The following is a 19,690-nucleotide window of genomic DNA, read 5'->3' as shown; positions in this document are numbered from 1 at the left end:
CTCTTTTCCGCTAACCGAATCGATCATCAACTTTCAACAACCAGGCAGGCGGCTTTACGCCATGTTTGTCATAGAATGTCTGCAACCTCAAACGCGTTTTCCCGCCTCGGGACAAGCCTGCGTAACGTACGGCGTTATCGCCAAAGAATTTATTCGAGAGCGTCGTCGCGGTTTCGTCTCTGAGAGATGGCAGTTCTTCAAGCTCTTTGAAAAGTTTCATAAAATCGCTCAAATAGCTTCCAATTGAGCTGGCTGTCAGGCTCATTTCCCAGTCTGTGCCATATAAAAAGCGATTCGCCAACGATGCAGAACCCTTTTGGGCGGTAAGGTCATAGAGCTTTTGCAGATCGGCCTTGAGTTCAGCCTGGTCCGATATCACCTCGGTAAAGAATCCAGCATCGGCGTACGCGAATTCCCCAGGTCCGCTTGGATTCATTTCCTTTGCAAATGCTTCGGCAAGGGAGAATCCTGCACGCTGGTCTTTCACGATTGACGTGTCGCCAAAATGTCCGAAGTTGATACGCAGGCGTGGAAACTCCTTCAAGACGCACGCCCAGTATCTGGAGCCGGCCAGATTCTTGAAGGCCATGCTGGGCCCGTTAGAAAGACCCGTGTGCGCCATGACAGGTACACCATGCTCTTCACAGTAGCCATAAAGCCGGCGCAAGGCGTCATCAAGCAACCTTCCCAAATCAGGGGTATTTTGTACCCACTCCGGCAACCAACAACGCTTCCAGAAATCGGGCTCCGCATCTTGAATATACTGATTTCCCAGCGCGGCAAAGCCCATTGGTGGGTATAACTTGACGCCGATAAATCCATGTTCATCAAGCGCGCCCTGGACAAGAGCAAAAGAACTGGTAGCTGATTCCCCCTTGCCGAACGCCACTTCTCGCAACGGACAGAATGGCACGAATCCGTGCATTCTCCCTCCCGTCATAATGGACAACTGCTCCATGACCTTGACCTGCGTTTCGAGCGTCGTCCCTGTTGTTTTCCCCTTTGAGATCCACCACGAATAATCGACCATGCTGGGCATAAGGAGGTCCACCGTTCGAACCCCGGGAACATTAAATGTGCGCAGATATTGCTGAATATTTACATACCGGTATTGGAAATTTTGAAGGATGAATTTAATTACACCCATCACCGACCTGTCTCCACTCAGCATGTCCAATGGCTCTGGAGCGTCCTTGTCCAAATCGGGAATCGTGGCAGGAAGCTTGTCAATAATTTCCAGGGCCTCGACTTGCAAACGGGTCTGCATATCGGGAACAAGGAGCTTGCTTTGTTTTTCCACAATGAATGGCAGGTACAGGGGGGAGGTAGCGGCAGCGGTCTTCAAGGAAGCCGTACCGGCTGCATATGCGTTTCGTCGCAGCTGTGAAATGACCTCAATCTTGGCCTGCTCGGTTGTACAAGCAGCCAGTTGGGGGGACAACTCCCGGAGCGTCTGCAGTTCCACATTACCCGAAGGCGCCAATGACCACGCAAGGCCTTGTAGCAGCGCACCGACAGCCATTGCCGCAGGTCCCAGCGGGCTGGCCTCCCCAACCAGCACCTTTCCCACAAAGTCCATGACAGGGATATCCGTGCCATTGAAAATGTGGCAGTGGGCATCGATGGTCAAAGGTCCCGTCGGCAAGTTAATGTCAGGACTGTTTACGCAATCTATGGGACATGGCTTGAGCAAGCAACAGCCTGACAAGCCGACGGTTGTGCCAACCGCGAGAGCACCGATGCCTCGAAGGGCACGACGACGGGCGAAGTTCTCCGGAAAGTGGTCCATACAGCCCTTTCAGCAGTTCATTTCTTCGACTAGCGGGTACAGAAAAAATCGCGTGCTCGATGCAAGGTGGATGGTATATTGATAATTTCAACTTGGCAAGATTTATCGCACAGGCGCGGGCGCGGACTGCGCGACTAATGTTTGACTAACAACGCCTGACACAACCGTAACGAGCGAAAGAAAGACTCGGCGCCCGTGTCGGCTCGAGAAGCGCAACTGTACGGAGTACGGGGCCGCCGAGGCAGTAAAAATTACGATGCGCAGCAGGTTTTGATTGGCTGTCTACGCCTGCTCCGGATCGAAATGCTTGCGCAAGCCTTGCCAGCACACGAAATAGTCGTTTTGCAGCAGGCCGCCGTCCAGCGCGAATGGCGTGGGCTTGAGGATGGTGCGCGTCTCGAACATGAAGGCCATGGTGTCGCCCACCTTCACGGGCGCGGACGTGTCGCTGTGCGACGCCTTGTCGAAGGTCTGCGCATCGGGGCCGTGGCCGGACATGCAGTTGTGCAGGCTGGCGCCGCCCGGCACGAAACCGGCCGCCTTGGCATCGTACACGCCGTGGATCAGTCCCATGAATTCGCTGGCCACGTTGCGGTGGAACCACGGCGGCCGGAAGGTATGCTCGGCCGCCAGCCAGCGGGGTGGGAAGATGGCGAAGTCGATGGCGCCGAACAGGGGATTTTCGCTGGGCGCCTGCAGCACGAGGAAGATCGACGGGTCGGGGTGGTCGTAGCTGATCGAGCCGATGGTGTTGAAGCGGCGCAGGTCATATTTGTACGGCGCGTAATTGCCATGCCAGGCCACCACGTCCAGCGGCGAATGATCGAGGGTCGTGCGCCACAAATGGCCGCCGAACTTGGCCAGCAGTTCGCATGCGCCGTCGATGTCTTCATACGCCGCGTGCGGCGTGAGGAAATCGCGGCTGTTGGCCAGGCCGTTCGAACCGATGGGGCCCATGTCGGGCAGGCGGAAGGCCGTGCCGAAGTTTTCGCACACATAACCGCGCGCCGCGCCATCGGGCAGGGTCACGCGGAAACGCACGCCGCGGGGGATGACGGCGATTTCCTGCGGTTCCAGCTCGATCAAGCCCAGTTCCGTGGCAATGGCCAGCCGGCCTTGCTGCGGCACGACCAGCAATTCGCCATCGGCCGAGTAAAAGAAGCGCTGCATGGAGCGGTTGGCCGCATACACGTGGATGGCGCAGCCGCTCATCGTTTCGGCGCTGCCGTTGCCGGCCATGGTCTGCCAGCCGTCGATGAAATCCACCGCCGTGGCGCTGTCGGGCAGCGGCAGCGGATCCCAGCGCAACTGGTTCGGCGGCGTCGGCGGCATGCCGTGGAAGTCGCTGACGATGCGGGTGTTTTCCAGCAAGGTAAACGGCGGATGCTGGCTGGCGGGGCGGATGCGGTACAACCACGAGCGCCGGTTCTGCGCGCGCGGCGCCGTGAAGGCCGTGCCCGACAATTGTTCCGCGTACAGGCCCAGCGGCGCCTGCTGCGGCGAATTCTGCCCCTGCGGCAAGGCGCCGGGCACGGCTTCCGTGGCAAACTCGTTGCCGAAGCCGCTTTGGTAGCCAGCGCCTATCATGCCGGCTCTGCCAGGCCGTCGGCCGCGTCGCGCAGCAAGCCCTGCACCACGTCGGCCTTGCCGATGGCGCCCATGGCCAGCAAGGCGAAACGGGCGAGGAACAGGGGCGAACGCTGTTCGCCCAGGCCGCCCATGGTGTGGCACAGCTCCGTGTACAAATTATCCAGTTCGATATCGGTCATATTGTCTCCTTGTCACTGTGATTGGGCGATGCCGGCCGCCGCCAGCGCTGCCGCCACCTGCCCCGCCTGCACTTGCCGCCAGCGTCCCAGCACGTGGCCGTCCGGGCGCACGAGGTAAAACGTGCCAGGCTGCGCGTCGAACAGCGAGAATACCTGCGCCGTGTGGTCCCAGGCGCACTCCTGCGCCACGCCGCGGGAAATCGCCACGCTCGTCAGCGGCAAGGTCTCGCCCAGCACCAGCAATTCAGCGGGAATGGCCCCGTCCTCGCTGAAGTACAGCCCCGTGAAATGGCCATCGGCGCGCTTGAGCAAATCGGTAATATACCCCGCTTTTTGCCCGCCGTCGTACGCCAGCGCCAGCGGGCATTCCGGCAAGACCGTGCCCGGAGCGGGGCCGGCGGCAAACGTGTCGGGGTCCGGCGCATTCAGGGCCGACAGCGCATACGCGATGGCGCTGGTCTGGCGCGGGTTGATCAGGGAGCGCACGTGCGCATGCTTGCCCGCCAGCCCCAGCACGGCCGTGCGCATCAAATCAAAAGCGAAAGTAGGCGGCGCCATGAATTCCGTGCTTTTGGTGCCGTGACGCAAGTTTTCACGGGCGGCGAACACGCGCTCGTCCGAATAGCTGTCCAGCAAGGCATGCGGCGCCTGGCCCTTGACCACGTAGGCCAGCTTCCAGGCCAGGTTGTCCGCATCGTCGATGCCGGAATTGGCTCCGCGCACGCCGAAGATGGGCACGAGGTGGGCCGCATCGCCCGCGAACAGCACGGGGCCATGCCGGTATTTTTCCAGGGTCAGCGCATTGGCCTTGTAGATGGTGATCCACACGGGATGCCACGGCGCCGTCTCCCCCATCATGGCCAGCAGGCTGTCCACGCGGGGCGCCACGTTTTCCAGCAGCACGGCCGCCTGCGCATCCTCGTCGTCGCGCAACTGGTAATCGATGCGCCAGATATCGTCGGGCTGCTTGTGCACCAGCACGGTCGAGCCTGGATTCGACGGCGGGTCGAAATACGCGAGGCGCTCCGTCGGGCGCTCGCTCTTCAGGTGGATATCGACGATCACATAGCGCCCTTCATAGCTGGTGCCCTGCAATTTGAGGCCCAGCGCCTCGCGCACCACGCTGCGCCCGCCGTCGGCCGCCACCAGCCAGTCCGCCTCGATTTTGTAGGATTCGTCGGGCGTGGCCACGGTGACGCTGGCGCCGCCGGCGCGCTTGTCCACGCCAGTCACCCGCGTTTGCCAGCGGATATCGATCAATTCCGGCTGGCGCTCGGCCGCATCGAGCAGGAATTGCTCGATATGGTATTGCGCCAGGTTAACCATCGGCGGCAACTTCTGGTTCGCGTCTTGCGGCATCGTAAAGTGCAGCACTTCCTCGTCGCGATAAAAGCTGCGCCCGCCCGCCCACGGCAAGCCCTTGCTGATAAAACCGTCGAGCGCGCCCAGGCGTTCGATGATTTCCAGGCTGCGCCGCGAGATGCAGATGGCGCGGCTGCCCGTGCACACGCCGTCGTCCGCCTCGATCAGCACCGAGCGCACGCCGTGGCGGGCCAGGCCCAGAGCCGTGGCCAGGCCCACGGGGCCGCCGCCGACGATCAGGACCGGGACATGCTGCGTGGCGGCGCCGGCCGGTTTGCCGGGCGGATACACCTTCGGCACATGGGGATAAGGGTGAAACGTGTCGCTCATGATGGGTCCTCTTCGATCAAGTATGGTCTTTGCCGCCGCGCGCGATGGGCAGGGTCAGCACGATGGCCGCGCCCGCCACCAGCAGGACGCTGGCGTACAGCAAGCCGGTGGCAAAGCTGTGCGTGATATCCTTCAGCCAGCCCACGACGACGGGATTCAGGGCCGAGCCGATATTGCCCGTGGCATTGATGACGGCGATGCCGATGGCGCGCGCGCCCAGGCTCAGGGCCCGGTCCGGCGTCGTCCAGAAGACGGACATGGCCGTATAAGCGCCCGTCGAGGCCATGCACACGCCCAGCAGTTGCAGCACGGGATTGCTTGCATAGGCCGTGCAGAGCCAGCCGGCGGCCGACAGCAGCATGGGCCAGACGATGTGCCAGCGGCGTTCCTGCAGGCGGTCCGAGCGGCGGCCCCAGGCGATCATGCCGATCACGGTGCACACTTGCGGGATAGCCGCCAGCAAGCCGATTTGCGTGTTGCTGGCATTGCTATTGAAACTTTTCACGATCAATGGCGTCCACACGGCCACCATCGCCAGGGTGTTGACCAGGCAGAAATAGGCGATGCCGAATTTCAGCACGGTGGGCGACAGCATTTCCGCCAGCACCGAGGTTTTTTGCTGCGGCGCAACAGGCTTCTGCTCGGTCGCCAGCATGCGCGCCAGCACTTGCTGTTCCAGCTTGCCCAGCCAGTTCGCCTTGGCGGGCGAGTCGTCCAGGTAGCCGTACACGGCCAGGCCCAGCAGCACGGAAGGCATGCCTTCGAGCAAGAACAGCCATTGCCAGCCCTTCAAGCCCCAGTGGCCATCGAGCCCCAGGATCAAGCCCGACAGGGCCGAGCCGATGGCGGCCGTGACGGGCATGGCGATCATGAACAGGGCATTCGCCCGCGCCCGGTAAGCGCTGGGAAACCAGTAGGTCAGATACAGCAGCATGCCGGGCAGGAAGCCCGCCTCCGTCACGCCCACCAAAAAACGCAGCGCATACAGGCTGGCCGGGCCGCTGGCGAACAGGGTCGCCGTCGAGGCCAGGCCCCAGGCGATCATCATGGAGCCTATCCATTGACGGGCGCCGATGCGGGCCAGCACGATGTTGCTGGGGATGCTGCAAGCGATGTAGGCGATGTAGAACAGGGTGGTGGCAAAACCGAACTGGGTGCCGGACAGGCCCAGGTCTTGCATCATGGTCAGGCCGGCGAAGCCGATGTTGATACGGTCAAGAAAGGAAAACACGAACAGCAGGAACAGAAAGCCCAGCAGATGGCGCGACACCTTGCGCATCACTTGCTGTTCCAGTTGCAGGTTGGCCGCGTCGAGGACGGGCACGGGGGTGGCGGGGGTGGCCGCGTGGGCGATGGTCATGCTGGTCTCCATAAGGTGTCGCTCTCCCCTTGCTATTGTTATTGGGTGAGAGCGGCCGGGTGATCCCGGCTTGCAACACAGTATGCAGACGCGCGCCGCAAACCTTGTCCCCATTTTGGGGACGTTTCGCGGCTAAAACAGTCAAAAAGGCGAAGCCAGCCCTACGCCAAAAGGACTAAGGGTCTGGCGCCATGCACAGCGCAAACAGTTGCCGCTGGCTGGAAATGCCCAGGCGTTTATAGGCGCGCTTCTGGTAGGTGATGACGCTCGATGGCTGCACGCCCATGGTCTCGGCTATTTCCACGGCCGTGAGTCCTTCGAGCACGCAGCGCAGCACGTCCAGTTCGCGCTTGCTCAGGGCGGGGCAATGCTGGCGCAGCCTTGCCAGCATCAGCGGCGCGACGCTTTGCGTGGCCTGGCCCTTCAAGCTGTAGTGATGCTTGACGGCATGGGCAAACAGCGGTGACAGGGTTTCGATGCCCGCCACTTCGCCGGGCTGGAACTGGCCCTGGCTGCTGTCGCGGTAGAAATTGACGGACAGCCAGATATCGCTGGCCGGCTGCACCAGCAGGGACAGGCGGTCCGACACATTCGGTTTCTGGTAGCAGACAGCGCGGTAGCCGGGATGGTCGATCTCGTCGCTGGCCTGCTGGTGCAGCACGATGGCGGGATCGATTTTCCGCCCCGGCACCGGGGCGATCACGCGCTGGTTGCCATCGAGCGCATAGTAATGGCGGGCGTAGCTGTCGGCGATATCCTGCAAAAAGCGCCCGCCGCGCCGGTCGGCCACGGCAACGGTGCGGGGGCGGTTGCCGAATTCATAGGCAAAGATCGTGCACTGGGCAATGGGCGCGACCGTGCTGACCGTCTTCAGGATGGCCCCGGCGACCGCGTTCACGTCGGCATGGCCGATGGCCGCCATCAGCTCCAGGGTACGCCCGAAGTCCAGCTGCCCTTCCGCCGGCGGCCGCTCGACGCGCCAGTAACGCATGCCCGGCTCCTTACTGCCCGCGTTGCGGCAAGACCCAGTCCGGCCGGATGTAATGGCAAGTGTAGCCGTGCGGCAAGCGCTGCAGATAATCCTGGTGCTCCGGTTCCGCTTCCCAGAACGGGCCGGCCGGCGCCACTTCCGTCACCACCTTGCCGGGCCACAGGCCGGAGGCGTCGACGTCGCGGATCGTGTCCTCGGCCACCCGTTTTTGCTCATCGCTCGTATAAAAGATGGCCGAGCGGTAGCTGGTGCCGCGGTCGTTACCCTGGCGGTTTTCCGTGCTGGGGTCGTGGATCTGGAAGAAAAATTCCAGGATTTTGCGGTAGCTGATGGTGTGCGGGTCGAAAATGATCTCGATCGCTTCCGCATGCGTGCCATGGTTGCGGTAGGTGGCGTTGGCCACGTCGCCGCCGCTGTAGCCCACGCGCGTGGCGATCACGCCCGGATAGCGGCGCAGCAAGTCTTGCACGCCCCAGAAGCAGCCGCCGGCCAGGATCGCGGTTTCCTTGTTTTGTGTCATGTTGATCATTCCTTGATCTGAGATACTGGGATTAATCGTTTATCTTACCCTGTCGCGCGATTTTCTTCAGCGGGCCAGCAAGCGCTTGAGCTGCGCCGCCTGATAGGCGCCGATGGCGTCGTTGAACAGGCAACGGATCAAGGGATCGTCGACGATGTCGGCTTCCACCAGTTCGGCGCACGTGGCTTCGTCGAAAGGACCATCGTTGATGCGCATGTACATCGACGTCAGCGATTCACCGAGCACCAGCGCCGCGTGGCATTTCACAAGCGGCACTTGCGTCGTCCAGCCCGGCGCCTCGCCCGTGTCCGGCACGAGGTCGATCAAGTCGCCATGCGTGCGGTAATGCAGGATGGTGGCCGCGCCGTCATGGCCGTACAGCGCCAGGCGCCACACGCGCGGGGCCTGGAAATAACTGTCCTCGGGCAGCTCCATGTCGCGGTAGCGTTCGAGCAAGCCGCGATGACAGAAATCCAGCACCAGCGCCGTGTCGGCATCGTTCAAGGGCGCGAAACGGCGGGCGATGTCCGCCGTGGCGGGCGCGAGCGCCTCCGGGCGGTAGTCGAAATCCACGTCCTGCGGCCCCACGGGAATGACCCAGGGCAGCGGCGCGGCCGGCGCCATGCCGTGTGCATCGAGCAGCACGGCCGTCGATGGATCGAGGCGGAAGATGTGCGTCTCGGGCAGCGCGGCGCCCATTTCATCGGCAAAGCGGCGGTAAGTAATCGGGAACATCGCATGGTTGTACCAGGACCAGTCTTCCTGCACGAACTGGCAAGAGCTGGGCACGAGGTAACGGGGCGCCAGCGCGCGCAGCTGCGGCACCCAGTCGTCGGGAAGTTCCACCGGGCCCCGCGCCGCTTGCGACGGTGCGATGACGGCGATCTCGCGCATGGTCTGGAACGGCCACAGCACCATGTCCCAGGGCGCAAACGCGGCCAGCTGCGCCAATGTCTCGGGGCCGATCCAGGAATCGACGACGTTGAGCACATTCAAGCCCGCTGCGCGCACCTGGAACAGCGAGTCGACATCGTCGTCCAGCGCGCGGCGCGGGATCACCTCGATGCTGCCCACCTGCACGGGCACGTCCACGTGCAGCTTCTCCACCCGCGTGAAACCGAGCGCGCGCAGCATCGCGAACAGTTCGTCGAAGACGCAGTACAGGTAGATGGGCGTGGCGCGGTCGAGCGCATCGAGGCTGTCGAGCGAGCAGTGGTCGTCGTGGAAGTGCGAGATGAAGACGGCATCCCAGCGCAGCCGGCGCACGGCGTCCAGGTCGAAACGCACGGGCGGAAACGCGTGGCAGTTGCGGCTGAACGGGTTTTCGACGATGGGATCGAAGGCGATGGCCGTGCCTTCGCACTCGAAGACATAGCCGGCGTGCAGGATGCGGGAGATTTTCAGGGGCATAAGCAAATTCAGGTTGGGCAGCGCGCCATGATAGCTGAAAAGGCGGCCGCCCTGCCCCGTGTTTACTTAGTACGGATTATTCAGCACATCCATCGCGAAGTACGTAAAGATCATGTCCGCGCCCGCGCGCTTGATGGCGCCCAGGGTTTCCTGCACCACGCGGCGCTCGTCGATGGCGCCCGCCTGCGCGGCGAACTTGATCATCGCGTACTCGCCGCTGACCTGGTAGGCGCCGATCGGCAAACGCGTCACTTCGCGCAGGTCGCGGATGATGTCCAGGTAGGCGCCGGCCGGTTTCACCATCAGCGCGTCGGCGCCTTCGGCTTCGTCGATCAGCGATTCGCGCACCGCTTCGCGGCGGTTCATCGGGTCCATCTGGTAGGTCTTGCGGTCGCCCTTCAGGGTGCTGCCGGCCGCGTCGCGGAACGGGCCGTACAGGCCGGAGGCGAACTTGGTGGAATACGCCATCACGGGCGTGTCGTGGAAACCGGCCGCGTCGAGCGCGCCGCGGATCGCCGCCACCTGGCCATCCATGGCCGCCGACGGGGCGATGATGTCGGCACCCGCCTGGGCCGCGATGACGGCCTGCTTGCCCAGGTTGAGCACCGTACTGTCATTGTCGACCGTGTCGCCATGCAGGATGCCGCAATGGCCGTGGTCCGTGTATTCGCAGAAGCAGGTGTCGGACATGACCACCATTTCCGGCACGGCGTCCTTGATGATGCGCGACATGCGCGCCACCAGGCCGTCCGGGTTCAGGGTGTCCGTGCCGTGGCTGTCCTTGTGGTGCGAAATGCCGAAGGTCATGACGGAGCGCAGACCGGCGCGCGCATAGCGCTCGACTTCCTGCGCCAGCTTCGCTTCAGGAATGCGGCGCACGCCGGGCATGGACTTGATGTCGATAAATTCGCTGCTGCCTTCGTCGACGAAGATCGGCAGGACCAGGTCGCGCGGATTGATCTCGGTTTCGCGGAACAGCTCGCGCAGTTGCGGGGTCGCGCGCAGGCGGCGCATGCGCGAAGTGGGGAATTGTGCTGGCATGGGATGACTGGCTTCAGGTTAACAACGCCGCTCAGTATACGCCGATCGCGCCGATTGCGCCGGGCTGCCCGGCAAAAAAGCCGCGCAGGTCAAGAAACCCCGCCCTGCGCCGTCATTGCGCGTGCAGCAGGGCCGCCACTTGCCAGCGCATGTCGGCCGCCAGCTGCACCAGCATGGCGCCGCGGCGGCGCGCGTCCGCGCGCTTTTTCGACGGCACCAGCTCCAGGTCCGGCATCCGGCAAGGGCCGCAAGGCAGGCGGTAATTGCCGTCGCTGGTGGGCAGCGCATGCAGTTCCCGCCACGCCAGGTCGTAATCGCAGGAGATATGCCGGCGGCGGCGCCAGTTCAGCGCGATGCGGTTGGCGTTGCTGACCAGGTCCAGGTGGCCGCAGCCGAAAAAGTCGCCCAGGTCGCGCAAGGCGGCCACCATCAGGTTTTTCGGCCGGCAGCCGTGCAGCGCCCGCGTGGCCTCCTTCACCGCCTGCGCGCCGGCGGGCGAGCGCAAGCCCTGCAAGGCGCCCAGCTGGATGACGGCGCCGCCAGGCTGGGGCCGGAACAGGAAACTGGCCAGGTACAGCGGCACGCCGTCGCGCGTCAGGCGCAGGCACAGCTCCCCTTCTCGATGGCTGTCATGGATGGCCGTCAGCTGCAAGCGGTAGCTGGCGCCATCCTTGCCTTCGATGCTGGCCAGCACCAGCGCGCGCCGCGCCGCGTACTCCACCAGCGGCCGCGCGCCAGCCTGCCACAGAAAACGGTAATGCCCGCACAGCAGATCCACCCTCGCCGCGCAGCCCAGCTGGCGGCTGGCGTAGGGACGATAGATCTTGTAGCGCAGGCTGGGATGGGCTTGCGCCAGCGCCGCCAGGCCCGGCGTCGCGGCGATGACCGCTTGCCAGCGCGCGCGCTGCAGGGGGAAGACGAGCGCGCCCAGCGCCGCCTTGATCCGGTGGCCATGCTGGCGCAGTGGCGCCGGTGGCGGCGCGGCGTTGTCGCCGGTGGCGGTAAATGTATGCATGAAACGGCTCTACTGAACGGGACGCGGCGACGGCCGCAGGCAGCCCGGCACGGGCCGCTGCGCGCACGCAGCCGCTCTACGCGGGGTAAAGCGGATGATAGGGGGAGGCGAAAATGAAGGGGGTTACAAGTTGGTAATGTGCGGATATGCCACGGGCACTGGCAGCCTAGCGCAGCAGCCGCAAGCGCAGGCGCAGGCCCGGCGCCGCATCCTCGATATCCAGGCTGCCGCCGTGCAGGGCCGCGATGGCCGCCACGATGGACAGGCCCAGGCCATTGCCGGGCAAGTGGCGGCTCTTGTCGAGCCGGTAGAAGCGCTGCGTCAGCTTCGGCAATTCTTCCGTCGGCACGCCGGGGCCGTTGTCGCGCACCGCCAGCCAGCTGCCCCGTTCATCGCTGCCGGCCGACACTTCCACCGTGGCGCCCGGGCCCGCGTACTTGATGGCGTTGTCGACCAGGCTGGCCAGGGCGCTGCCCAGCAGATTGCGGTCGCCGCGCGCTGGCACGCCTTCGCCATACATCTGCACCAGCAGCACGCCCTGCTCGTCGGCCGTGGCTTCGTACATTTCCACGATATCGGCGCCGATCTGCTGCAAGTCGATGTCGTCGAAATTCTCCGGGCGCATGCCCGATTCGGCCGCCGCGATCTGCAGCAGCTTGTCGAACACGCGCGTCAGGTCGTCGATGTCGTCGATGGCCGCCTGCGCCGCGCTCTCGTAGCCGGCCACGTCCTGATGCTGGCGCAAGGCGCCATCGAGCTTGTTGCGGATGCGCGCCAGCGGCGTGCGCAAGTCGTGCGCGATGGCGTTCGACACGTGGCGCACGCCTTCCATCAAATGTTCGATGCGGTCGAGCATGCGGTTGATGTCGCGGCTCAGCAAGCCGAATTCATCCTCGCTGGAGACGGGAATGCGCCGACTCAGGTCGCCCGCCTCGATTTCCCCTGCCGTGCGGCGGATCTGGCCGATGCGCGCCTCGAGCTGGCGGCGGAACAGCCAGGCGCCCGCCACCACCAGCAGGATGGCCACCCCGCCGCCATAGGCCAGGGAGCGCAGCACCAGGGTGCGGATCGACTTGCCCTCTTCCATGTCGCGCCCGACGAACAGGCGCGCGCCGCCCTCCAGGTCGCGGATCAGCATGCGCGCGGGCACCCGGCGCCCTTCGCGCGTGACGTCGCGGTGCAGCAAGCGGCCCACGGGGCTGCCCACGTCGGGCCAGGACGACAGATTGCCCGCCACGCGGCGGCCGTCGGCGCCCACCAGCAGGAAGATTTCCGTGTCGCTGTCGGTGCGGTCGGTCAGCAAATGGGCGATTTCCGCCGTCGTGCGGCTGGCGTCGTCCTGCTGGTACAGGGCGGCGAGGCGCTCCGAGAGCAGGGTCAGCTTGCGGTCCACGCTGCGATCGAGCACGCCGATGGTGCCGAAATAGAACACGGCGCAGACGATGCTGATCGAGACGACCACCAGCACGCCATAGCCGAGCGCCAGGCGGGCCGCGATCGAGCGGTGCCAGTTACGCACTGTCGATCACGCCCAGGGTGTAGCCGACGCCGCGCACCGTGTGGATCAGCGGTGGCGAAAATTCCTTGTCCACCTTGGTGCGCAAGCGGCTCACCTGCACGTCGATGACGTTGGTCTGCGGGTCGAAATGGTAGTCCCACACGGCTTCGAGCAGCATGGCGCGCGTGACGGACTGGCCCTGGTGGCGCATCAGGTATTCGAGCAGGCGGAATTCGCGCGGCTGCAGGGCGATTTGCCGGTTGGCGCGCGTCACGCGCATGGTGCGCATGTCGAGCACCAGGTCGGCCACCTGCAGCTGCGTCGATTCGGGCACGGGCGCGGCGCGCCGCAGCAGCGCCTCGATGCGCGCCAGCAGTTCGGCGATGGCGAACGGTTTTGACAAATAATCGTCGCCGCCGCTGCGCAAGCCGCGCACGCGCTCGTCGACGCTGGACAGGGCCGACAGCACCAGCACGGGCGTGTTGCGGCCCATGCCGCGCAGGCGCGCGACGATGGCCAGGCCGTCGATCTCGCCGGGCAGCAGGCGGTCGAGCACCAGCGCATCCCAGTCTTCGCCGCAGGCCAGGCGCATGCCGTCGATGCCATTGTCGCAGGCGGTGACGTCGTGGCCAGCCTCGCGAAGGCCGGCACAGATATAGCGGGAAGTTTCAGCTTCGTCTTCGATGACCAGGCAGCGCACGGGAATTCCTTGTAAAGAGCGGGACAGCAAACATGCGCAGCATACGCCAGGCGCGCGCCACTTGCCAGCCCCGCCGCGCGGCCGCGCCACCGGGCGGCGTCCCCGCTAGCTACATTTCCCGCGCAGCTTGGCGATTGCCACGAAGGGCAAGGCATACACGCCGCCGATGGCGAGCGGGCCGATGCCGGTAGGCTCGCGCTTCAAGCCATCGGCGTGCAGGCAGTCGGGTACCTTCGCTTCGGCAAAGGCGGCGGCAAACTGCTCATATTTTCTGTCGGCGCGTATCGTCACCTGCTGCATGGCCGGCTGCGGCAAAGAGTCGCGCACCTGCGCCTCTTCCTCCAGCACGGCGCGCACGGCATCGCGTATCATCGTTTGCGTCAGTTGCGGTGCCGGCCCAGGACCCTGTACCGGCGCCGCTTCGGGCGCCTGCGCGCCCGCCGGCGCCGCACCGCACAGCCATATCAGAGTAACAAGCTTGCGTGCCATTTTCATCGTCATCATCCATGCATGCCAAGTTTGCAATATTTCTCATAATATAGCAGCATTCATGCGCGCCGCCGCGTGCGGCGAACGATGGCAGGGTCGGGTACAATACAGCCTCGACATTTTTTGGCCGCGCCCGCGCGCGCATGTGCGCAGGTTTATCGGCGCCTCCCGGCTTGCCGCGGCCTGCATAGCCACCACTGCCATTAACGAACAGCAGGCACGCCCGGCGCGCGCCACAGACAAATACAGCCATGAAACCGACCCACTCTCTCGCACTGGCGCTGGCCATCACCTGCGGCAGCGCCGCCGCCGCCGACACCAAGCAAAGCATGCTGTTCGATGAAATCCCCATCGGCAGCTGGAGCACTTCCGCCGAACTGGGCGCCATCACCACCTCGGGCAACACGGTCGGCACCTCCGTCACGGGCAAGATCGACGCGCGCCAGGAGCTCGACGACTGGAGCAACCAGTACATCTTCAGCGGCTACTTCAAGGAAGACGAAACGACGAACGACGACGGCGAGAAAGTGCGCGAACGCTCGGCGGAACGCTTTTCCGCCTCCGCCAAGGCCGCCTACAAGCTGATGGCCGACCATGAAAAACTGTTCGTGCTGGCCTCGCACGTGAACGACAAGTTCGGCGCCTACACCAAGTACTCGACCCTGGCCGTCGGTCATGGCTCGCGCTGGTACCAGTCGAGCGACAAAAGCGTCGACGTGGAAATCGGTCCCGGCTATTTCAGCGGCACCAACGACGCGGGCGAATCGGAACACGGCCTGACGGTGCGCGGCGCGGCCGCCATGAAGTGGAAGATCAGCCAGTCGGCCATGTTTACGCAGACGATCAGCGTGGAACGGGGCACCTCGAACACCCACTCGATCGCCGAGACGGCGCTCAGCACGAAAATCAACGGCACCATGCAGATGAAGGCCGCCTTCAGCGCCCGCAACGACACGCGCGTACCGGACGACAAGAAGAACACGGATACGCAAACGTCGCTGACCCTGGTCTACTCGTTCTAGGCGCCGACCGGCCATGCTGATGCGGCGTCTGCGCGTATGCGCCCTCCTGTGCGCCGCGGCGCTCCTGAGCGGCTGCGCCGCCGTCACCGTCAGCGCGATCTCGCCGGCCGACTACCTGCAGCAGCGGCGCGGCGACATCCTCACCACGGGGAAATTGAGCGCCGCAGCCAGCGAGGTGCTGCGCATCATCGGCAGCGACATCGCCGCCTGCGAAGTCAATACGGGCAGCTGCCGCGCCGACCTGGCCCGCTCCGAGCTGCTCAGCGACGAGCAGCGCCTGGCCACCCTGTCCGAATTGTGGCTGGAAAGCGCGCTGGCGGAAGAAAAACAGGGCGGCCACGCCAGCGCCGAACGGCTGGCCGCCTGGCTCGAATCGGCCCGCTATGCGTATGCCTACCTGTTCTACACGACGCGCACACCGGGCCAGCGCGCCTTCGAGGAACGCCAGACGCAGATCCGCGACTACTACAACTACGCCGTGCAAAAGGCCGTCGGCAACCTGTTCCGCCACCGCGGCGAATACCGTCCCGACGGCCATGTGATCCGCGTCGCCGGCTGGCAGATCGACAGCGAATTGTCGGCCCTGCGCCTGCCCGAAGACGGCACCTTGCCCGAAGAGCTGCTGCCGGCCACCTCGCTGTCGTTTTCCGGCCTGCGCAATGTGTACCGGCGCGACGGCTTCGGCGCCGACCTGGTGGCCGTCATGCCCAAGCCCCAGGCGTCGAAAGGCGACTATGTGCCCTACCAGGAAACCCGCTTCCCCGTCGTCACGGCGCTGATCCGCTTCGACGGCAACAGCCTGCAGGAAGTGCTGGCGACGCAGCAGCTGCTGGTGATGCTGGTCGACCCGACGCGCAGCGAATCGACGCGCATGGCGGGCCAGGAACTGCCGGTGGCGGCCAATTTCACGGCCGGCTATGGCTTGTGGCTGGCCCGTTCCGGCTTCGGCGTGCAGGCGCTGCGCACCCTGTTCGGCCGCGCCGACGGCATTTCGCGCCCGCAGGTGCACCTGATGCAGCCCTACGACCCGAACAAGCGCACCATCGTCATGCTGCACGGCCTGGCCAGCAGCCCGGAAGCGTGGATCAACGTGGCAAATGAACTGATGGGCGACGAACAGCTGCGCCGCCGCTACCAGATCTGGCAAGTGTACTACCCGAGCAATGCACCGCTGGCGGCCAACAACGCCGCCATCCGCCAGGCGCTTGCCGCCACCCTGGCGCAGTTCGACCCGGCTGGCAAGGCGGACGCCGCCAACGACATGGTCTTGATCGGCCACAGCATGGGCGGCGTGCTGGCGCGCCTGATGGTGTCCGACGCCAGCAACACCCTGCTCGACGCCATCACGGAAGAATACAATTTGAAGGGCAAGAAGGCGGAAAAAGTGCGCGCGGGCCTGGCGCCCTACCTGAATTTCACGGCCATGCCGCAGGTGAACCGCGCCATCTTCATCGCCGCGCCGCACCGCGGCACCTCGTTCGCCAACCACAAGGTGGCGCGCTGGATCGCCAACCTCGTCACCTTGCCCATCACCATGCTCGACCAGTTGTCCGACGCGGCCGGCAGCCTGGCGCAGCTCGACACGGGCAGCAGCGAGCCTCTGCGCATCCCCAACAGCATCGATAACCTCAGCGACAAGGACCCGTTCGTGCGCCTGGTGGCCGACCTGCCCATCAGCCCGAAAGTGCGCTACTACTCCATCATGGGCAACGACACGCCGGACCTGCCGCTGGCCGAATCAAGCGACGGCGTGGTGCCCTACGCCAGCGCCCACCTCGACGGCGCGTTGTCCGAAAAAGTCATCCCGTCGTGGCACAGTGTGCAGGAAAGCCCGCAGGCGATCCTGGAGATACGGCGGATTTTGCGGCTGCCGGACAGCTTGCCATAAGGCATCGCCACGGCGCCAATCCAGATGCAAGAAAGCAATGACCATGACCGCGCGGCCGCATATCCAGCTGCCTGATGCGGGAAAAGTGCGCTGCTCGCTTGATAAAGTTGCGAAACATGATAATCTTGTGAGTGAGATGTCAGCCGCATTTATCCGAGGAGTGAACATGACAGCACATCTGACTCACAGCACCCTGGCGCCCGACCTACAGGAATGGACAGATAGGGACTTGCGGGCAGTGGAACAATTCTCGCAGTTGGTGGGTGCGCAACTCGACATGCTGGCGCACGGTCCCGAGCGCGAGCGCCTGATCGACCTGGCCACGCGCGCACTCCATGCGGCGCGCGCCTCGCTGGTCGCCACGCCGCCATCGATCCTGCTGCGACTTCCTGCATCAAAACTCAAGGTTTCAGAAGTCATTGGCCAGGGATGGGTGGAACTGTCGCAAGCGTCGCTGTATCGCGCCGTGGAAAGCCTGCGGTTTTATTGCGTGACGCCCAAGGGACGCAGTATCGGCAAGGAGTTTCCGGCATGGCAATTTGTACAGCCCGTGCCGGAATTGATCGCGCCCGTGCTGGCCATCCTGGCCGGCCAGCCGAGCAGTGAAATCCATGCCTTCTGGATCAGCAGCGCAGACGAACTCAACGAACTTTCGCCAGCAGAGATGCTCGCAGGCAAATCGTTTGAAACGCGGCCCGCAGTGCATCCCAGCCAGCAGGCGCTGCTGGATCTGCCGGCCAGCGAGAGATTACGCAAGGTCATGGCATCGGCAAAGTGGCAGCATAGGGGCATGGCTGACATCATAGGCTAGTCCCGCATGACGCCTGAACTGCAAGAAACACCAGTTCCGCCAGACATGGCCGCACGCCTGCCGGCATTGGCATCGCTGCGCACTGAATTATTGAGCAATATCATCATCCTTCAGGCCGGCCAGGCTCTCGTGCGCGCGGCGTGGAACACGGCATCCATCTGGCCGGCGAAGGTTGAACGGACCTACCGCTTCGGTCCGCCGGCCGAGCTGGCCAATGCGCACGGCTTCCCCTATCACTGGGTGTATATCGCGGACGATGCCTACACGGCAGCCTGGGAAGCCCAGCTTTGCCGTAATGATGCCACGCGCCCGGGCACCTTTTACATCGAGCACAATGCGCAACAAGCGCTGATCGCGACGCTGTCATTCAGCGTGCCACTGCGGCTGCTCGACCTGACGGGCCTGGCCGCCAGCCGGCTGGGCATCTATGACCAATTGCGCAGCCCCGATCACGGCTGGTGCCAATGGCTGGGCTGGCAGCTGGATCGGATCATTGCGCAGGAAGCCGGCGCGATTCACGGTTTCATGTATCCATCGCGCCGCCAGCCCGGCAAACTTGCGTATGCCATTTCATCGCGCCACATGAGCAAGCTGGGCAGCGACATGGCGTGCCAACACGTGCGATTCGGCGACACCGCGGCCTGTGCACGCCTGCTTGCCGATCGCCTGCGCGTGGATCCGCCCTGACCTGCCTCCCCTACGCCGGCTCGCGCCACTTGTCCTTGATTTCCAGCATGGCCGGCAGCTGTTCGATGAACAGCGCCAGCAGTTGCGGGTCGAAGTGCGTGCCGCTGTCGCGCTGCATGGTGGCGATGGCTTCGTCGACCGTCCAGGCGCGCTTGTACGGGCGTTCGCTGGTGAGCGCGTCGAAGACGTCGGCGATGGCGACGATGCGGCCTTCGTGGGGGATTTCCTCGCCCTTCAAGCCTTGCGGATAGCCGCTGCCATCCCATTTTTCATGGTGCGTCAAGGCGATCGTGCGCGCCATTTTCAAGAGGCCGCCCGCGTGCTCGCCGATGATGGCCGCGCCGATTTCCGCGTGGCTGCGCATGACTTTCCATTCGTCCGCATCGAGCTTGCCCGGTTTTTGCAGGATGGCGTCGGGGATGCCGATCTTGCCCACGTCGTGCATGGGCGCCGCGTTGAGCAAGTCTTCCGCCCTGCCCGCGCTGTAGCCGGCCGCCAGCGCCAGCTGGCGCGCGTAATAGCTCATGCGGATGACGTGCATGCCCGTCTCGTTGTCCTTGTACTCGGCCGCCTGGCCCAGGGTCTGGATCACCTGCAGGCGCGAGCGGCGCAATTCCTCGGCGTCCACCAGCGACAGATGCGTGCGCACGCGGGCGCGCACGATGGGCGGGCTGACGGGTTTCGTGATGTAGTCGACGGCGCCCGCGTCGAAGCCGTCCGCCTCGTCCTTCACGTCGCACAGGGCCGTCACAAAAATGACGGGGATGGACGCGGTGGCCGGCATGGCCTTCAGCTGGCGGCACACTTCATAGCCCGTCATGGCGGGCATCATGATGTCGAGCAGGATCAGTTCGACGGGGTTGTTCTGCGCCAGTTCCAGCGCCTTCTCGCCATCCTTGGCATACAGCAGCCGGTAATCGTCCTGCAAAATCTGGCGCAGCACCTGCAGATTCGTCGCTTCATCGTCGACCAGCAGCAGGATCGGTTTGTCTTCGTGTAAGGTCATCG

General features: G+C 64.2%; 18 protein-coding genes. 4 read left to right on the top strand and 14 right to left on the bottom strand.

Annotated features, from left to right (window positions below; translation table 11 throughout):
• Positions 1 to 10 precede the first annotated feature (10 nt).
• From OX460_RS03895 to OX460_RS03835, 13 genes are all read right to left on the bottom strand, one after another.
• Positions 11 to 1,630, bottom strand: coding sequence for an amidohydrolase family protein (locus OX460_RS03895; protein ID WP_289897720.1), 1,620 nt, complete (start codon positions 1,628 to 1,630; stop codon positions 11 to 13).
• Positions 1,631 to 2,071: 441 nt separating this feature from the next.
• Positions 2,072 to 3,376 (bottom strand): homogentisate 1,2-dioxygenase, encoded by a 1,305-nt coding sequence (gene hmgA / locus OX460_RS03890; protein ID WP_289897719.1) that lies wholly within the window; start codon positions 3,374 to 3,376, stop codon positions 2,072 to 2,074.
• Positions 3,373 to 3,558 carry a DUF2783 domain-containing protein gene (locus OX460_RS03885; protein ID WP_092708909.1) on the bottom strand — a complete coding sequence of 62 codons (186 nt, stop codon included), beginning with the start codon at positions 3,556 to 3,558 and terminating at the stop codon, positions 3,373 to 3,375. The genes hmgA and OX460_RS03885 overlap by 4 nt, the downstream gene beginning before the upstream one ends.
• A gap of 12 nt (positions 3,559 to 3,570) precedes the next feature.
• Positions 3,571 to 5,250, bottom strand: coding sequence for an FAD-dependent oxidoreductase (locus tag OX460_RS03880; RefSeq protein WP_289897718.1), 1,680 nt, complete (start codon positions 5,248 to 5,250; stop codon positions 3,571 to 3,573).
• Between the two features lie 16 nt (positions 5,251 to 5,266).
• Positions 5,267 to 6,610 (bottom strand): MFS transporter, encoded by a 1,344-nt coding sequence (locus OX460_RS03875; protein ID WP_289897717.1) that lies wholly within the window; start codon positions 6,608 to 6,610, stop codon positions 5,267 to 5,269.
• A 175-nt stretch (positions 6,611 to 6,785) separates the two neighbouring features.
• A complete protein-coding gene (locus tag OX460_RS03870; protein ID WP_289897716.1) occupies positions 6,786 to 7,601 on the bottom strand; it encodes a helix-turn-helix transcriptional regulator in 816 nt (271 codons plus the stop codon).
• Positions 7,602 to 7,611: 10 nt separating this feature from the next.
• Positions 7,612 to 8,121: a peptide-methionine (S)-S-oxide reductase MsrA gene (gene msrA / locus OX460_RS03865; RefSeq protein WP_289897715.1), complete on the bottom strand. Its 510-nt coding sequence runs from the start codon at positions 8,119 to 8,121 to the stop codon at positions 7,612 to 7,614.
• 66 nt (positions 8,122 to 8,187) lie between these two features.
• Positions 8,188 to 9,531, bottom strand: a complete 1,344-nt coding sequence (locus OX460_RS03860) for an MBL fold metallo-hydrolase (protein ID WP_289897714.1) — start codon at positions 9,529 to 9,531, stop codon at positions 8,188 to 8,190.
• 66 nt (positions 9,532 to 9,597) lie between these two features.
• Positions 9,598 to 10,572, bottom strand: coding sequence for a porphobilinogen synthase (gene hemB / locus OX460_RS03855; protein WP_099667779.1), 975 nt, complete (start codon positions 10,570 to 10,572; stop codon positions 9,598 to 9,600).
• 112 nt (positions 10,573 to 10,684) lie between these two features.
• Complete coding sequence (locus OX460_RS03850; RefSeq protein ID WP_289897713.1) at positions 10,685 to 11,587, bottom strand: DUF535 family protein; 903 nt, start codon at positions 11,585 to 11,587, stop codon at positions 10,685 to 10,687.
• A 166-nt stretch (positions 11,588 to 11,753) separates the two neighbouring features.
• Complete coding sequence (locus tag OX460_RS03845) at positions 11,754 to 13,106, bottom strand: HAMP domain-containing sensor histidine kinase (RefSeq protein WP_289897712.1); 1,353 nt, start codon at positions 13,104 to 13,106, stop codon at positions 11,754 to 11,756.
• Positions 13,099 to 13,785, bottom strand: a complete 687-nt coding sequence (locus OX460_RS03840; RefSeq protein WP_034785794.1) for a winged helix-turn-helix domain-containing protein — start codon at positions 13,783 to 13,785, stop codon at positions 13,099 to 13,101. The genes OX460_RS03845 and OX460_RS03840 overlap by 8 nt, the downstream gene beginning before the upstream one ends.
• A 105-nt stretch (positions 13,786 to 13,890) precedes the next feature.
• On the bottom strand, positions 13,891 to 14,280 hold the full coding sequence (locus OX460_RS03835) for a hypothetical protein (RefSeq protein WP_289897711.1): 390 nt from the start codon (positions 14,278 to 14,280) through the stop codon (positions 13,891 to 13,893).
• Positions 14,281 to 14,525: 245 nt separating this feature from the next.
• On the opposite strand from OX460_RS03835, the gene OX460_RS03830 reads away from it, so the two are divergent.
• The 4 genes from OX460_RS03830 to OX460_RS03815 are packed head-to-tail and all read left to right on the top strand — an operon-like array spanning position 14,526 to position 18,682.
• Positions 14,526 to 15,296, top strand: a complete 771-nt coding sequence (locus OX460_RS03830; protein WP_289897710.1) for a DUF481 domain-containing protein — start codon at positions 14,526 to 14,528, stop codon at positions 15,294 to 15,296.
• 13 nt (positions 15,297 to 15,309) lie between these two features.
• Positions 15,310 to 17,184 (top strand): alpha/beta hydrolase, encoded by a 1,875-nt coding sequence (locus OX460_RS03825; protein WP_289897709.1) that lies wholly within the window; start codon positions 15,310 to 15,312, stop codon positions 17,182 to 17,184.
• Positions 17,185 to 17,221: 37 nt separating this feature from the next.
• Positions 17,222 to 17,995 (top strand): hypothetical protein, encoded by a 774-nt coding sequence (locus OX460_RS03820; protein ID WP_289897708.1) that lies wholly within the window; start codon positions 17,222 to 17,224, stop codon positions 17,993 to 17,995.
• A 6-nt stretch (positions 17,996 to 18,001) separates the two neighbouring features.
• Positions 18,002 to 18,682, top strand: a complete 681-nt coding sequence (locus OX460_RS03815) for an RES family NAD+ phosphorylase (protein ID WP_289897707.1) — start codon at positions 18,002 to 18,004, stop codon at positions 18,680 to 18,682.
• A gap of 10 nt (positions 18,683 to 18,692) precedes the next feature.
• Here the strand turns inward: OX460_RS03815 and OX460_RS03810 are convergent, their stop codons facing one another.
• Entirely contained in the window at positions 18,693 to 19,688 is a 996-nt protein-coding gene (locus OX460_RS03810; RefSeq protein ID WP_289897706.1) for an HD domain-containing phosphohydrolase, read from the bottom strand.
• Positions 19,689 to 19,690 lie beyond the last annotated feature (2 nt).

The sequence above is a fragment of the Janthinobacterium sp. SUN033 genome, assembly GCF_030397595.1.
Taxonomy (GTDB): domain Bacteria; phylum Pseudomonadota; class Gammaproteobacteria; order Burkholderiales; family Burkholderiaceae_D; genus Janthinobacterium; species Janthinobacterium kumbetense.
This window is presented reverse-complemented; position numbering and strand designations above follow the sequence as displayed.